Origin of the sequence: Streptomyces exfoliatus, assembly GCF_000725545.1 — a bacterium.
GTDB classification, from domain to species: domain Bacteria; phylum Actinomycetota; class Actinomycetes; order Streptomycetales; family Streptomycetaceae; genus Streptomyces; species Streptomyces exfoliatus.
Genome location: NZ_JNZP01000053.1, coordinates 1 through 14,839 on the forward strand (window position 1 = coordinate 1; position 14,839 = coordinate 14,839).

General features: G+C 67.9%; 16 protein-coding genes and 4 pseudogenes. 10 read left to right on the forward strand and 10 right to left on the reverse strand.

The window, feature by feature from the left end; all coding sequences use genetic code 11:
• Positions 1-340 (forward strand): annotated as a pseudogene (locus IO20_RS40555) (Ku protein); the annotation flags it as partial.
• Positions 341-567: 227 nt separating this feature from the next.
• Here IO20_RS40555 and IO20_RS0133295 read toward each other — a convergent pair.
• From IO20_RS0133295 to IO20_RS42485, 6 genes and pseudogenes are all read right to left on the reverse strand, one after another.
• Positions 568-957 carry a DUF6233 domain-containing protein gene (locus IO20_RS0133295; RefSeq protein ID WP_051875110.1) on the reverse strand — a complete coding sequence of 130 codons (390 nt, stop codon included), beginning with the start codon at positions 955-957 and terminating at the stop codon, positions 568-570.
• A gap of 14 nt (positions 958-971) precedes the next feature.
• Positions 972-1,352, reverse strand: a complete 381-nt coding sequence (locus IO20_RS0133300) for a hypothetical protein (RefSeq protein WP_030556684.1) — start codon at positions 1,350-1,352, stop codon at positions 972-974.
• A 100-nt stretch (positions 1,353-1,452) separates the two neighbouring features.
• A pseudogene (locus tag IO20_RS41820) lies at positions 1,453-1,533 on the reverse strand (DUF6104 family protein); the annotation flags it as partial.
• 665 nt (positions 1,534-2,198) lie between these two features.
• Positions 2,199-2,489: pseudogene (locus IO20_RS41075) on the reverse strand (HNH endonuclease); the annotation flags it as partial.
• A 76-nt stretch (positions 2,490-2,565) separates the two neighbouring features.
• Entirely contained in the window at positions 2,566-2,940 is a 375-nt protein-coding gene (locus IO20_RS0133315; protein WP_030556688.1) for a hypothetical protein, read from the reverse strand.
• Between the two features lie 404 nt (positions 2,941-3,344).
• Positions 3,345-3,506 (reverse strand): hypothetical protein, encoded by a 162-nt coding sequence (locus IO20_RS42485; protein WP_157850860.1) that lies wholly within the window; start codon positions 3,504-3,506, stop codon positions 3,345-3,347.
• A 153-nt stretch (positions 3,507-3,659) separates the two neighbouring features.
• On the opposite strand from IO20_RS42485, the pseudogene IO20_RS39280 reads away from it, so the two are divergent.
• Positions 3,660-4,104: pseudogene (locus IO20_RS39280) on the forward strand (IS5 family transposase); the annotation flags it as partial.
• A gap of 37 nt (positions 4,105-4,141) precedes the next feature.
• Here the strand turns inward: IO20_RS39280 and IO20_RS0133325 are convergent.
• Together IO20_RS0133325 and IO20_RS0133330 are read right to left on the reverse strand one after the other, a co-directional pair.
• Positions 4,142-4,546, reverse strand: a complete 405-nt coding sequence (locus IO20_RS0133325) for a hypothetical protein (protein WP_030556692.1) — start codon at positions 4,544-4,546, stop codon at positions 4,142-4,144.
• Positions 4,547-4,758: 212 nt separating this feature from the next.
• Positions 4,759-5,514: a hypothetical protein gene (locus IO20_RS0133330; RefSeq protein WP_030556694.1), complete on the reverse strand. Its 756-nt coding sequence runs from the start codon at positions 5,512-5,514 to the stop codon at positions 4,759-4,761.
• Between the two features lie 312 nt (positions 5,515-5,826).
• Between IO20_RS0133330 and IO20_RS0133335 the strand changes: the two genes are divergently transcribed.
• The 6 genes from IO20_RS0133335 (at position 5,827) to IO20_RS0133360 (ending at position 8,897) form a co-directional block, all read left to right on the forward strand.
• Positions 5,827-6,222, forward strand: coding sequence for a hypothetical protein (locus IO20_RS0133335; RefSeq protein WP_030556696.1), 396 nt, complete (start codon positions 5,827-5,829; stop codon positions 6,220-6,222).
• A 240-nt stretch (positions 6,223-6,462) separates the two neighbouring features.
• Positions 6,463-6,792, forward strand: coding sequence for a hypothetical protein (locus tag IO20_RS37190; RefSeq protein WP_245685141.1), 330 nt, complete (start codon positions 6,463-6,465; stop codon positions 6,790-6,792).
• Positions 6,792-7,067 (forward strand): GntR family transcriptional regulator, encoded by a 276-nt coding sequence (locus IO20_RS42090; protein ID WP_281181696.1) that lies wholly within the window; start codon positions 6,792-6,794, stop codon positions 7,065-7,067. Before IO20_RS37190 ends, IO20_RS42090 begins: the two co-directional genes overlap by 1 nt.
• A 49-nt stretch (positions 7,068-7,116) precedes the next feature.
• Positions 7,117-7,425: a hypothetical protein gene (locus tag IO20_RS0133350; RefSeq protein WP_030556700.1), complete on the forward strand. Its 309-nt coding sequence runs from the start codon at positions 7,117-7,119 to the stop codon at positions 7,423-7,425.
• A gap of 412 nt (positions 7,426-7,837) precedes the next feature.
• Positions 7,838-8,509 (forward strand): hypothetical protein, encoded by a 672-nt coding sequence (locus IO20_RS0133355; protein ID WP_030556703.1) that lies wholly within the window; start codon positions 7,838-7,840, stop codon positions 8,507-8,509.
• 40 nt (positions 8,510-8,549) lie between these two features.
• The gene (locus tag IO20_RS0133360) at positions 8,550-8,897 is read left to right on the forward strand and encodes a hypothetical protein (RefSeq protein ID WP_037636900.1); all 348 of its coding nucleotides are present in this window, start codon (positions 8,550-8,552) and stop codon (positions 8,895-8,897) included.
• Positions 8,898-9,057: 160 nt separating this feature from the next.
• Here the strand turns inward: IO20_RS0133360 and IO20_RS0133365 are convergent, their stop codons facing one another.
• The gene (locus IO20_RS0133365; RefSeq protein ID WP_245685142.1) at positions 9,058-9,936 is read right to left on the reverse strand and encodes a nucleotidyltransferase domain-containing protein; all 879 of its coding nucleotides are present in this window, start codon (positions 9,934-9,936) and stop codon (positions 9,058-9,060) included.
• Positions 9,937-10,571: 635 nt separating this feature from the next.
• Here IO20_RS0133365 and IO20_RS0133370 point away from each other — a divergent pair.
• Entirely contained in the window at positions 10,572-11,195 is a 624-nt protein-coding gene (locus IO20_RS0133370) for a helix-turn-helix domain-containing protein (RefSeq protein WP_051875114.1), read from the forward strand.
• A 130-nt stretch (positions 11,196-11,325) separates the two neighbouring features.
• Here the strand turns inward: IO20_RS0133370 and IO20_RS0133375 are convergent, their stop codons facing one another.
• Positions 11,326-11,535 carry a hypothetical protein gene (locus tag IO20_RS0133375; RefSeq protein WP_030556708.1) on the reverse strand — a complete coding sequence of 70 codons (210 nt, stop codon included), beginning with the start codon at positions 11,533-11,535 and terminating at the stop codon, positions 11,326-11,328.
• A 122-nt stretch (positions 11,536-11,657) separates the two neighbouring features.
• Between IO20_RS0133375 and IO20_RS0133380 the strand changes: the two genes are divergently transcribed.
• A complete protein-coding gene (locus tag IO20_RS0133380) occupies positions 11,658-14,570 on the forward strand; it encodes an NACHT domain-containing protein (RefSeq protein ID WP_030556710.1) in 2,913 nt (970 codons plus the stop codon).
• The last annotated feature ends 269 nt before the right edge of the window (positions 14,571-14,839 follow it).

The window sequence follows — 14,839 nt, forward strand, 5'->3', positions numbered from 1 at the left end:
CACGATGGCGGCCGACCGCCTGGAGGAGCTCGGTGACGAGCTCACCGACCACTACACCGAGGCGCTCCACGAGGTCATCGCGGCGAAGGCCGAGGATCGGGCGCCTCAGCCGGTCGCGGAAGCTCATGAGCCGGCCGGGCAGGTCGTCGACCTGATGGCCGCGCTGGAGAAGTCGGTCGCCGAGGCCCGCGAGCGCCGCGGCGAGACCGGCCCCGCAGACGGGGCCGAGGCGATGGTGCACGAGATGCCGAAGCCGAAGAAGAAGGCGGCCGCGAAGAAGGCGCCGGCCAAGAAGACCACGGCGAAGAAGACCACGGCACGACGCCCGAAGTCTGCCTGACCCGTCCCACCCGGTACGGAAGGAGGGGCCGCGGCCACCCTGGAGACTCAGGCACTCGTCTGCGCCCACCGCCCCGGCTCGTCCACGTCCAGCTCGACGGCCCCGACCCATCACCGGCCTCACTCAGCGCGCTCGCCCTCAGCACCTGCGAGCGGCTCGGCATCCCCTCACGGTCGTAGGCCCGCCACCACGCGTCCCGGCAACCCCTCACACCCTGCGGCGTAAGTTCAGGGGAACTCGATCTCCGGAGCCGGGGCCTGCCGCGCGCCGGGCCTGGAGATGCCGAGGCTTCCCCATGGGGCGCAGATGTCGCACATCTCCAGGTCCGGGTGCTCTTCGGCCGCGGCCAGGACGCCGTCCCGGTTCAGGAGCTCGCTGAGGCCGTACCCGGCACCGAGCGAGCAGTTACCCCGGTGCAGCATCGGGTGCCCCTCGATGGCCCGGGACGCCTGAACCACCCATCCCTGTTCGCGGCGCGCGACCTCCCGGCGCCGTTTCTCCTCGATGTCCTGAGCCTCCAGATCGCGGATCTCCCGCTCGGTGACCGCGGCCTGGTAGCGCAGCCAGGCCAGCAGCGTCCGCTTCTTCTCCAGCCGGGCGGCTATCGGCATCTCCATGACGGAGTCCCCACTCATGCCGCCTCGGCGCCGGTGATGTTCGCGGCGTCCGGCTGGGCCTTCGGGTGGAGCTTCAGCTCCGTGCGGGCCTTCACGAGCCCCGCGTCCTTCTCCAGGGTGGCCCAGTACGGGTGTGTGACCACGGCGATCGACAGTTCCCGGATGAGGTCCCACAGGCGCTTTTCCTCGGCCTCCTGCTCCGGCGTGTACCCGGGGGAGGCGTCGCGGCCACCCGTGACCTCTCCCGTGTGCGGGTGCGCTGCGCCGGGCCAGCCGGGCAGCGGCTCCACAGACCAGGGAAGGGCCCGGCACAGGGCCGTGTGCTCGGCGCGGGCCTGGTGGAGACGCTGCTGGGTCTCGATCAGGTCGTCGGGGAAGGGAGGAGTGTCAGCCACACTCAAATCATACGCCTGTTCGATTTCCTGTTGCTGGTCCACGGCCACGACTCGCAGGGGCCCTTGCCCCATGACATCGAATCTCGAGGACGTGGGCGCTCTCGGCGGGCCACTCGAAGAGGATTTCCTCCTCGCCACGACGGTTCACCCACTCCTCGATGCCTCGGTCGGTGAAGTACACGCAAGGGCGGTCACCGTTACGTGGCAGCACTCACCAGGAACCGCCTGCCTCCGGCCTGGGTCACGATCAGCAACACCCGTCCTGCCGAGGGGTGCTCGATCAGCGGGTTTCCCTGTCTACTGCTCCATCGGGGACTGTCCGGCCTGCCGGACTGTCCGCCCGGCGTCCTGACCAGCACAGGCCGCCTCGCAGTAGCGGGGCGAAGAGGGCTGCGAAGCCTCGGCATCCCCTCCTCGCCTCAAGGAAACATGGATGTCGCGACCCATCGGGGCAGCGGCTTCTTCCTCGCCCCGGACTGGATCCCGACATGCGCTGGCACACGCGGTGTGCCCCGCCATCGGCGCAGACACAGGAAGGGCCTCACCCATGAACGGTCAGATGGATCAGCGGACGCTCCTACTCGTACTCGTGGGCTGCGGCACCGCATACGCCGCCCTCGAGCACCCCTCGTTCGGCACCGCCCTCATGGTGGGCGTCGCTGTGGTGACACTGATACATCTGCTGATGAGGCAAAACTGACCTGCTTTCCGCTCGCCCATGCCTCGGTCGTCGGCAGCCCGCCGCGCCAGCGGGCCGCTGAACGGCCCGCCGCACCGACGGCCGCTGAAGCCGAAGCGAGCGGCCGGCAGCGGGCGGGCGGGCGCGTGGTTCGTGCGCTACGCGGCTTACGGGGCCGGGGTGTAGTGGACGACGGTCATCTCGCACGGTCCGCCGGCGTAGACGTTGCTGGCGTCGATCTCGCTCTGGTCCGCGGACAGGCCCCAGCGAAGCTTGGTCGCGGTCCACTCGGCGAGGTATCGGCAGGTGGCGTTCGGGGCCGGCGGCATCCACGTAGCCGGGTCCTGGTCGGCCATCTGACGGTTCGTGCGCGCGGTCACCGCGACCAGGCTGGTTGCCGCGTCCTGGTCATTCGCGTACGCCTCACGCCGCTTCGAATCCCAGGCGGAGACACCAGCTGGCGGGGAGCGTCATTCGAAGAGTGCCGTATTCCGCTCCGACCTCGCATCCGGCGACTGGTGTGTCCGTCCACGCCTACGGCAAAGCGTCCACCTTGCCGATAAGTGCTGCCGGGGTGGTGCCGGGTGTGATCACCAGGTCGAAGTTGTACCCCTGGTCACAGAAGATCACTTCGATCGACCTTGGCACGCAGTCACGGAATACACAGGTAATCCGGGCCGCGTCGGCAAGGGCGGCATCGATGTAGAGGCACGTGCCGTCCGTATCCAGGTAGGCCTCAGCTGAGCCACAGGACGTCTGGAAGCTCCACGTGAAGCTTCGCGCTTCGCCCCGGATGGTCGGATCGATGACCGTGTCGGCCCAGATGCCCTGGAGCAAGGGAGTCAGGCCTGAAGGCTCGATACGCCAGGTGGTGCTGGAGCCGTCGAACAGAACCAGGAACGTCGCCATGCTGGTTGTCTACCAGGCCGGCGAACGGCCTTGTCAGGGGCCCACTCCCAGGGGCGGGGGCCGGCGAGCCGGCGAACCAGACTGAGGCGGTCGGTGATCGTCTTCTTCGTCAGCGGCCGACTGCGCTGCTGCTGTTCCCACCTGGTCAGCATCGCGGTGAACATGCCGTCATCGGATCCAACGCGGCCACGTTCGCCGCCCGCACGAGCCGGATCGCTCCCGGCGAACTCGCCCCGCTCAACGCCACCTCTGGGAGTTGCATCAGATGCAACATCGTGGCGGTGAATGCCCCGCCGCAGGTCAGCACGCACCGACCGCCACCTCAACGAGCGGCAACCCCGCTCCCTACCTGCCCCAAGCCGTCAGCACCCGGGAGCAGAATGATGCGTCGAGCCCAACTCCGCCTACTTGGAGTCCCAAGCCTCGGCGAGCGGGACCATGTGGTCGATATCGAGCTTGGCCGGGTCGGCGACCTCCTGCTCGTCGTAGTACGACAGCCACTCCCCCTCGGACAGCTTGCAGCTGGCCGCGACCGACGGGGCCTCGGTCGCCTCGGCCAGGAGCACCTCGGCTCGGGTGTTGCAGCCATCCGCGGGATCGAGCCCGGTGTTCCAGTGCCGGAACTTGTCCCGGGTGTACCCGGCCCGGCTCTCCTCGGCGACCGGGATCTGGCCGATCGCGTAGGAGAGCGGGAACGTCTGCGCAGCCGCCGGGGCGGCCGGGGCGGCCTGACCTGCAAAATCCACCTCGCCGGTGAGGGCGGATGCCGACCAATGGCTTTCCTGATCACGCCCGGCCAGTGGGGCGACGCGCCGCAGATGATCGAGGTCCTCGGACGCATCCGCGTTCCCCGCCCTCAGGGCGGTCACCCCCGCACGCGGCCGGAACACCTGGGCGGCGACAAGGCGTACAGCTCACGCCGCAACCGCAGCTATCTGCGAAGGCGCCAGATCAAACACACCATTCCCGAGCCTAAGGACCAGCGGGCCAACCGACCGGCCCACCGGCTTCAACAGCGAGGTCTACAAGCGCCGCAACGAGGTCGAGCGGACGATCAACCGGCTCAAGAACTCCAGGGCGGTCGCCACCCGCTACGACAAGAGGGCCTACGTCTTCCACGGCACAGTCGCCGCTGCGGCAATTCGCTTATGGCTCCGCCCGTGATCCGGAGAACGGGCACTCTGGTCGGGGGCGGAAACGCTCAGCGCGCATCGAATGCGGCCTGCAACGCGTCCGCCGTGGGAACGATGACAACCGCGTTCCCCTGAAGCTCCGCAGGAAGGTGACGACGCTCCTTCTCGTGGAAGATCAGCGCGCCACCGTCCTGAGGGACGATTGAGGCTCCGAGGGCTGCAGCCAGCCGGGAGAGCACACCGAGCATCGCGCCTTTGGCGAAGTGCGTCGCCGTCACGCACAACATCCCGCTCTCGCCGTGGGACTCGTGGTAGAGATCCGCTTCGCCCCCGTCCTCTGCGCGGAGCTGGAAGAAGCCGTCCTCCGAACTGCCCGCCACCACGTACGGCTCCGTCACCTGTCGGAACCGTTCAGTGTCCAACGCGACAACCTCGCGGTCCACGAACCGGAGCAGGAAGATGCTGTAACTCACGGAAACACTCTGCCATCGTCATGATCCGCCGGACAGTGCCTAGAACCTGTCCGGCCATCCGGCGGTTCCCTCGCGCGCCGCGTTCCAGGAGCGGATACCGGGGCAGGCAGCTCGCACACTCCCGGTCAGGACTTGACCAGCCGATCACGCGGGGCCGCGCTGGCTCTCGGCGTGCGAAGCCAGTCGCCGGGGCCGCAGGGCTGCGCGATGCTTCAGGTTCGCTTCTCGGAGGTGGTGCGGAACTGCAGGGCGACCTCGGCGGCCCCGGGAAGACTCCTCTCGTCCGTCAGCACCACGCTGCCGGAGGTACCGCCGTCGGTCCATGCGCACACGATCGGGCGGCCCCCGGCGTTCGATGCGATATAGCCACAGCTCAACTGGCCACCCCAGGGGCCCGCCTCGAAGGCGGCGACGTCACTCGCTCGCGCACCGGCGAAGAAGTTGCGCAGCTCTTGCGTCATCGTGTCCGAGCGCTTCTCCTCGGCCAGCTCCGCGTCCCATTCGACGGCGTTGATTTGGAGCATGGCGCCCATCGGCCCCTGACCTGGACCGTCGTAGAACCAGCGCTTGCCCGACAGCGTCCTCCCGGACGTCATCACTCGCTCGTACTCGGCTGCCTCCTCGCCGGTGAGCAGCCGGTACACGCCGACGCGCGGGGCGGCGCCGATGACGCGCTCCTGGACCACGGGAGCCGCCTCGGCGGTAGGCGGCTGCCCCTCGTAGCTGCACGCCCGCACCAGACCCGCGGCGGCGACGGCGAGCAGTACGCCGACGATGGTGTTGCGCCGGCGCAGGGCGGTGGAAACGGCTTGCTCGGCTTCGACCGCACGGGCCGGCACTGGACCACGTCGCCACGTCCGGGTGGCAAACCAGATGACAGCCATGGCCGCGGCAGTGACGAGAAGCGCCCCCAGCGCCTGGCCAGCTGCGAAGCTCTGCGAGGTGGGGTCGACGGACAACGTGATCATGCCGGAATCGTAGACACCCCCGCATGCGTGTTCGTATGGTCGGCCGTCACGATCACGCATCGACGGGCGCGGCCCGGCAGTACCGCCCGGGACGCCGACGGGCCCCGCGTCACGCAGCGGGTTCCCTGTCGGCAGCGGCGCGGGCTGCGCGCGTACCGCCCTCGCGCGCCTGGCCCCGGGGCCGGGCGCGAAGGACCCGGGGCTCTGTGGTGTTCGCGGGCCAGCAGACGCGGCTGGAAGATCGGTGATTCCCAAGCTCATGTCGATGCCGCAGCGTCCGTGTTGTCAGGGGTGCGTTGTACGGTCCGCGACATGGCTGAGAGACCGACAATGAGCTGGCGCGAGGGCATAGCCCGTGAGGCGGAGCAACTGGCTGCCGGCACCCTGGATCCTGGCTGCGCTTGCATGGCCGCCTTGTACCCGGATGAGCTCCTGGCGGCGACCGATACCGTCCTCGACTCCTTCGATGTGGAGGTGGCCGGGCTTGACGGCGCAGAGGATGTCCAGGTCTTCGCCGTGGTGGAGCGCGTCGTCCTGGCGCTGAATGCTGTGGACGGCACCCACTACGGCTACGAGACGGATGAACGCGAGGCGTTGTGCGACTACATCGACACGGCTCTGACGGAGCGCGGCGTCGATGTGGCGGCGCTGACCAGTCGGCACGGGCTCGGACGACATGAGCTCACGGACAAGTGGCGCGATTGGTAGGTGCTCCATCGGCGCTTTCAACGTCGTGCCACACCCCTGCCAGATACGGCGGGGAACCACGGTGAATGAAGGGCGCTGTGCGCTGTCGGAGCCCCGCAAGGGATCAGTGCAGCCCCCACCGTGCAGGTAGCCTGCCGAGCTGTCGGTGCCAGCGTCTACAGTCCGATCATGTTTCCGCAGCCAGCTGAGGGGGCCACTGGCCCTTACGACGCGGGGTACCTCCCTCGCGTTCAGATGTGCATGCACCCGGTCGGCGAGGCCATGCCCGTCGCCAAGCTGGGTGGCGACCCCGTGTGGCTGGAGGAGCCCTGCTGGCCCCTGAACCCCCGCACAGGTGAGCCGCTCGACTTCATCGGGCAGATCCCGGTCCCCGTCGAGCCCGGCGCCACGCTCCGCATGGCGTATCTGTTCCTGTCGTACGAAGACTACGAGACCGGTGGCATGGACCCTGAGGACGGAGAGTCCGTACTGCTCATCCAGCCCGGCGGCCGCATCCCCGGGTTCGCCACCGTCGGGCCGACCGGGACAAGGGGACACTCGCTCCTACGCAAGATGATCTTGCTTCAGTAGTGCATCGCCTGGCTGCTGGCTCTCCACCCACCGCGTCGCAGATCAGAGTTCGGTCGTCCAGATTCCGACAGGGTGGTCACTCGGAGGCAGCCAGCGGCCGCCTCACGCTGGGTGTACGGCTGCCGTCGATGCGCGAACTGCAGAAGCAGTACACCGTCTCCAGCCTGACGGCACGCTCGGCGCTGAACCTGCTGCGCATCGAGGGACTGGCCGACACCGTACCGGGTCGGGGCACTTTCGTCGTTACACCTTCACTCGCCGAGGCGGCGGCCTGACCAGCCAAGGCCCTTGCCCACAGCGGTGAAGGCAGCCGAACATTCGCCCATGAGACCCGAAGTGCAGACGTTCGTCGCCGACGGCCCGCTCCCCGACTGGGACGCGAGCGGAGAAGAGATCGACAGGCGCGTCGAGCAACTCGAAGCGATTCCGAAGCCGGTCACGGGAGAGGAAGCCCGAGCGCTCGTCTCCTGCTTCGGCCCGGACGACTGCTACGGCGTCGCCGGAACCCTGCTGCACCTCATCGAGACCGGCCCGAACCCCGTCCTCGCCACCGATCCAGGACCCGACGCCAACGAGTGGCACAAGAGGCTCTACGACCGCGCCGTGAACGGAGGACTCATCCCCCGAACTTGACGGCACAGCAACGTGAGGTGTCTGTCTGGTGAGCCATGAGCAGCTGGCCCGGTGGTGGGCGGTGCTGGGTGCCGTCCCCCGGCAGCAGAGCCCCCCGCAGCGTGCTCACTGACCTGGGCGGCGCCGGCCACGTGCTCGTGTAGAGCACGGCCGGTGATACGCGACAGGGGCCCGGCCTCAGCCGGGCCCCTGTCTTTCGTAGCGGGGACAGGACTACGCGGCCCGCAACACGCCGGAGCTCACAACGGTTTGAGTAGCGCTACTCAGGCGCCCGGGGCCGCGCCGCCGCACGATGGAACCGCCATCGACACGACGGACCGGCCGACCCGATCCGGCCGACCGGATCCAGCTCATAGAGTAGGCAGTTGATGGCTGGACGCACCCCCTTAGCAGCCCTTGAGGAGCCCGCCGGGTGAGCAACGTACTGAGTATGAACACCGTCCGGGGAAGGGTCCAGGACCCGGGGACGGTCAGGGATTCGATCGACTTCACCGACGGTTCGGGACCGGCCCGCGTGGTCGCGTACCCGGAGCGCGAGCTGCCGCCGGGCGGCATACCCTCCTATCTCGCGGCCCGCAAGAGCGGCGCCCGCGCCTTCGTGCTGTGGGCCGACGAACACCGCCGGGAGCGGGTGGCCACGGTGATGACCCAGTCCGCCGCCGGCGGTGTCGCCACCTTCCAGGTCCTCAGCGCGCACGGCGAGCACATCGGCACGATCGTGCGCGAGAAGGCGTTCCGAGGCAGGGGCCTTCGCACGCGCTGGACCGTGACCCCGCCCGGCGGCCCCGATGCGGTGGGCTACAAGGGCCGGATCGTGTGGTGGTTCGTGTGGTGGCTGTGCCTGCCCCTGATGGTGCTGATCGTCCTCGCCTCCGTCGTCGACAGCTCCCCGAGCGTGGGCGGTGCCGCGCGCGGCCCCCGGCGCATCCGATGGCGTGCGGGCGGCAGGATGCCCCTGGAGTTCAGGTCCGGCGGCGACAAGCTGCACCTGCACGAACCGGACCTGGACTGGCGGCTCGGGGCCGCGCTGGTCGCCCTGGTGCGCAGCTTCAGCTCCATCAGGTGGGACGCCATGAAGAATTGAAGGGTGGTGTCCCGGGGCCGCGCACAGTAGAACTGGTCCCATGTCCGACCAGCAGCCCTCCCACTGGCCCCGGCCGCCCGGTGCGCCCGGCATGTACGCGCCACCGCAGGCCCGTGAGGTCACCGCTTCCTACCGGCGGTGGGCGGGCGTTCTCACCTGGACCGCCGTCGTCGTCGCCGCCCTCATGGCGGTCGCGCTCGTGGTGAGCATCGTCTTCCTCGTATGGGCGGACCAGGACACGCGGAACGCCGCCTACGGCTACCTCGCGCTCGTTCTCTGGGTCGGGATCGCCGCGGGGGTCCCGGTCCTGATCGGGGTCGCGGTCGCCGCCCGAGGCATGAGGCGCCGGGTGCGGCAGCAGAGCCGGCCGGGGAACGCGCCTTCGTAGGACACCGCCGGGCGTGCAGGCCGGGGCCGATGCTCCCGGACCTCCCGGTCAGGCGGCGGTTCGCGTCCTCGGTTCGGCGCGTCCAGGCCGTCGGCCGACTGCATCCCGTCGCTCACGGCAGCCACCGTAGTGGGGCCGGGTGCCGGGGGCGGGCCGGTTTTCAGGCGCGGAAGGCGGCTGCCTTGGGTCCGGGCTGGAGCACCAGCGCGTTCAGCGGGCGTGTGCAAGTGGGCTGGACCACCTCCAGCCAGCCGGCTGCGCCGGTCACGCGGTACGGGATGCTCTGGTGTCCCTGCCATTTCCAGTTGATCCACCAGCGAGGCTCGCTTCGGTGACCCGCGAGGCGCCGTGGGGTGGGAAGTCGCTGGCCGGCCAGGTCGATGTCGTCGAGCTCGACCTGAAGGCTCTGCAGGTGGGTCAGGCCCGCCAGTGCCGCCCGGCGTAGCGGGCTGTCCTGGTTCCACCGCCGGAAGGCCCCTCGCATGTGCGGGGTGGTCAGCAGGTCGGAGTCCTGGGGCGTGTCCGGCAGTGTGATGCGCGAGACGGTGATGAGCTCTTGCTGTTGCCACTCGATCAGATCCGCTCGCACGGGGCGGGGAATGTGCTGGTCGAGGCCCTCGAACGCGGCAATCATGTCGTGCCGTTCGGCCCGGCCGGCGTTCGGGTCCTCGGTGATCGCGTGCAGCGCGGCAAGAGCCCGGGTGAGGGAGTCGCCCTGCTGCCACAGCGGGAGCATCTTCGTGCCCTCGGCCTCGAGCTGCTCGCGTGTGGAGTCGTCGAACTGCAACTGCAGCCCGCGGGAGGTGCCCGCGAGCGCGCGGCGCAGCGGCGCGTAGGGGTTGCCGCGCCCGGAGAGCAGGCTCTGGACGATGAGGTGAGTCATCTGCTCGTCGCGTTCGAACCGGACAGCGACGTCGACATCGTGCGGCTCAGGGGCTCCTCGGGCGAAGCTGCCGAACAGCCAGATCTGTCGTACCAGGCTCAAGGGCCAGTCCTGGCCGTCGTCGATCCGGTGGAGCATTCCCTCGACCAGTTCCACGGCTCGCGCCCGTTTCACGTCCGGCCTCCCTCGTCGCTCTGAGCCGCCAGCGTAAAGGCGGGAACGAGGCAATCATTAACGGCTGCGGACACCTCACTCCCACAGGGGACGCAAGGTCATCTCCCGCGCCATCGCGACGTGGAGGGAATTCACACGATTCGCCCCCGTCGGCAAGCGTGGAGGCGGGACCCGCCAGTTATCGGGGGCGGGGCTAGGGTCGGCGGCGGACGACCACAACTGCTACAAGCGGCTCCTCCGCCTCACCACGTAGGACACGGTCTAAGAGGGCGGTTCGTGACTCTTGAAGCAGTTATGTCGCCGTGCCCGCCCGTATTGAGGCCGGAGTATGGTTCGAGACCGTCATGGTCGAGAGCTCCCCGGATTGGCAGACGACATGGTGCGGGTCGAAGAGCTGGAGGGCGTGCTGCCTTCGATGACACGGTGGCGTGTGCCAGGCGGACGCAGCGTGGACTGGGCCGCCCTCGAGGCGGGCCTCGGGACGGCGCTGCCCTCGGACTTCCGCTCTCTGGCGGAGGCGTACCCGGTGCTTGTCATCGATGATTTCCTCATGGTGTCTCTTCCGACGCCCGGCGCCGAGGCGCCATGGGCGTCCGAGTCCAGGGACAGGAGACGACATGATCCCCCTTGGCCGTCCGGTCATCAACGAAGCCGACGTCGCCCGCCACGCGGGCGTGCCGCTGGCCACCTGGCGCCGGCATGACGCCCCCGCCTTCCGCGAGCATGTCCCCGGCCTCCTGCCCGACAGCCGCTCCCTGCTCTACGACCTCGCCCAGACCGAGGCCTACCTCGCAGGCCGGCCGATCCCCGCGCTGCCCGAAGGCGAGCACCCCGACGACCTGCTGAGCGCCAAGGAGACCGCCGCCATCCTCGGCATCAGCACCGGCACCGTCCAGGCCTACGCCACCCAGGGCTACCTCTCCCCCGGCACTACACGCTACGGCACCCGCCTCTGGGCCCGCCGCGAAGTCCTCGACCGCCGCGACAACGCCCCCGGCCGCGGCAAAGGCGGCGGCCGGCGCGCCGGCGAACCCCAAGGCCCCCGCACACAGCACGCCTACGAGAACGACCCCCGCCTGGCCGTCGCCGCCCAGGCCCTCACCACCGCGCCCGCCGGCACCCCCAAAAGCCGCATCGCCACCGAACTCGCAGACCTCCACGGCCACACCCCCCGTACCTGGGAACGCCTCCTCACCACCGCCGCGGCACTCCACGGCCCCACGGACGACGACAAGGCCTGAGGGGGATCTCTTCAGTTCGACGGGGAACATCCGATCCAGGCGAGACAAGCTCGCCCAGGAGCAGCAGGGGGCGCTGCGGGAAGTGGGCGCAGTGGGCATGGCCGCCTCCGACTGCCGAGGTGTCCTTGGTTCACAGCGCCGCGAGGATGAAGGTGAGCAGCGCCAGGGACAGGGTGGCGCTGCCTGCGAAGGCCACGGCTCCGCGAAGCAGGGCGGTGGCGTAGGTGGCTCCGTCGATACGAGCGAGCAGGCCGGCCGCTGCTCCTACGAGTGTGCAGAAGAGGGCGATGACGGCCAGGAGCAGGGTCAGCAGGATCAGGTGGGTGGATGTGGTGTTCATGTCTTCTCCCAGGACGACCGGTGACGGGGACGACGCTGAATTTCGTGGTTTCGGTGTTCACCGGGGTTCAGGACGAACAAAGATGAACGAAGACGGCCACCTGGGAGACGGGGAAGCAGAGCATGGGGGATGTGCACAAGGATCCGCTGGCGGAGCTCGCCTTCCGCCTGCGCACCCTCAAGGCGCGGAAGCGTCTGCAGATCGCCGGGCTGGTGCAGCGGACGGGGCTGGGGCGGACAACGGTCAGCCTGGCGCTGAACGGCCAGAAGGTGCCTTCCGAGGCCACCCTGGTGGCTCTGGCGAAGGCCCTGGGTACGGATGTGGAACCGCTGCTGGCTCTTCGAGAAGCCGCCACCCCCGTACCGCAGGTGCGCGAAGCTTCTGCGAGGAGAGCCACCCGCAGATTGGCCGGGCCCAGGGCACGGCCCTCGTTTGAGGAGCGGTACCTCAGCTACGTGAGGGAGCGGCATTCGCAGCTGACCGTTGTGGGGCTGGACTTGAGTCGGCCGGAGCGTGCGCGCTGGCCGCTGGACGCGGCGTATTTGAGTTTGGAGCTGGCGGAGCGGCAGGAGGACTGGTCTGCGGGTGGTGAGGAGGCGGGGCGGCCGTCTGTCGTGGTGAAGCGTGCCGAGCACGCGTTGGCCGGCTGCCGGCGCGTGCTTCTGCGGGGGCTTGCTGGCAGCGGGAAGACGACGCTGTTGCAGTGGCTGGCTGTCGCCGCGGCGCGTGATGAGCTGCCGGAGGAACTGGCGGGCTGGCGGGGGCTGATCCCGTTCGTCCTGCCGCTGCGGACGCTGGTGCGGCGCGGGCCGTTGCCGGAGCCGCACGATTTCCTGTCCTCGGTCGGTGCGCCCCTGGCCGCCGCGCAACCTGAGGGCTGGGTCGATGGTCTCCTTGCCAGGGGGGAGGCGCTCGTCCTGGTCGATGGCATCGATGAGGTTCCCCAGGAGCACCGGGGTGCTACGCGGGACTGGCTCGAACGGCTCCTGGCGGCCTACGGGGACGCGCGGTTCGTGGTCACCACGCGTCCGTCCGCTGTGCCGGAAGGCTGGCTGGCTCCCTCGCACTTCACCGAACTGTCGGTACGGCCCATGAGTACCGGTGACATCGGGGTCTTCGTTCACCGGTGGCACACCGCGGCCCGGCACAACGCGGCAACCGATGCCGAACGCTCACAGCTGGATGATCTCGAAGCGGCGCTGCGGTTCACGGTGCGTGCTCAGCGCGATCTGGCGCAGCTGTCCAGCACGCCTTTGATGTGTGCGCTGATCTGCGCGCTGCACCGGGACCGCCGCGGTCATCTGCCGCACAGCCGTATGGAGCTCTACGAGGCAGCGCTGTCGATGCTGCTGGTACGCCGCGACCTCGAACGCAGCATCGACGTCCCCGAAGGTATCCAGCTCACCGAACACCAGAGCGTCCAGCTGCTGCAGCGTCTGGCCTACTGGCTCATCCGCAACCGCCAGACCGAGATGGAACGGACCACCGCAACGGCCCTGGTCGACGACGCGCTGCCGGCCATGCAGGCCGTGGCCGAGCAGGGCAGTGCCGAGCGGATCATGACGCACCTGGTCGGCCGCAGCGGGCTCCTGCGCCAGCCCACCATGGACACCATCGACTTCGTCCACCGCACCTTCCAGGACTACCTCGGCGCCAAAGCCGCCATCGAAGCCCACGACTTCCCCCTCCTGGTCAACAACGCCCACGACGACCAGTGGGAAGACGTCATCCGCATGGCCGTCGCCCACGCCCGACCGACCGAAAGCACTGACCTGCTCCGCCGCGTCGTCAAACGCGGCGACACCGAGGCCACACATAGGGGCAGGCTCCACCTTCTGGCAGCCGCCAGCCTGCAGTACGCCACCGAAATCGAACCCGACACCCGCAAACTCGTCGAACAACGAGCACGCGCCCTCATGCCTCCCCGCTCAAAGGAAGAAGCCGAAGAACTCGCCGCACTGGGACCAGGCATCCTGGACCTACTGCCAGGGCCCCAAGGCCTGGAACACGACGAAGTAGGCCCCGTCATCACGACCGCCGCCACCATTGGCGGTGATCACGCCTACGCCTTTCTCAGCCATTTCACCCAGTCCCTTGCTTCTGGCCCAGTAACCCACGACCTGGTCGACGGCTGGAAGAACTTTGACGCTGTCTCATACGCGCGCGACATCCTGCTCCCATTCAAAGAACGCCTACTTCTGACCATTAACACCGATGATCAGCGCGATGCCCTGAGATTCCTAAAACCTATCAGTAAAGTCAGCTTCCAAAAATCCTTCACTCCAGAGGAAATAATAGAGCACCTCTCGCCTGAGCACACCCAAAGACTGAATATCCATTCCAACCATGCACTAACAGATCTGAAATTTATCCGCCACCTACCAGCTCTAAAAGAGCTCGCCATATCCGAGTGTGACCAACTCACAGAAATCGATGACCTCGCAGGATTACCCTTGTCAGAACTGCACCTACTAAAATTCCCGGACGAATCGTCTTTCGATGCCCTGAGTTCACTGACGGAACTCACATACCTTGCCCTTTACACCCGCCTGCCATGGGACAGCCTAGAAAACATGCCAGCACCGCCAGGCTTGACCACACTGCGCATGGCTCGCTGGATTGACACACCCCTAAGCGGAATTTCCAGATGGCAGCTCCTGAAAAGCCTGGTAGTTAACTCAGCACCTACCCCTGCAGAGTGGCAAGAAATTTCTTCGTTGCCACACCTGGCAGAACTTTACGTATCAGAATATGACCTTCTACAGGCCCCACTAATGCTCAGCGTGACACATCTACACCTGTCACCCACCGACGCGGATACACAATTGAACCTAGTCCCTGAAAAATTTCCCAACCTTAAGACAATTTCCATCAACTGTCGCGCAGCCGTGCCCGATATCGCCGATATTTCACCCCTTAAGGAAATCGAAGAGCTGCGAGTATCCCTGGAGTATGCAGACAAAATTGTCGGCCTGAGAGGTTTCAAGCCAGATAACATCCACCTATATCCACGTCCCCGCATAGCAGGAATTTGAGTTTTATTCGAGTCAGCCGTGCTCGCATAAATCCTTCCCGCCCCGTAGAAGCTGGAGGAGCGCGCGGCAGAGGCGGAAAGTGCACGGGTATGGGCAAGCCCCGCAACCCGTACGAGGGCTCCGGGCATGCGGGACGGGTGGGCCGAGTGCAGCTCCTGCACCTCGGCGGAGCGGGGCGTGCAGCTGTCCTGGGGTCTGCCGGAACGGGGGGGGGAATCCGGCAGACCCCTGGACTGCCAGAGCGGTCCCATGCGCTCGCCACCCGCCTG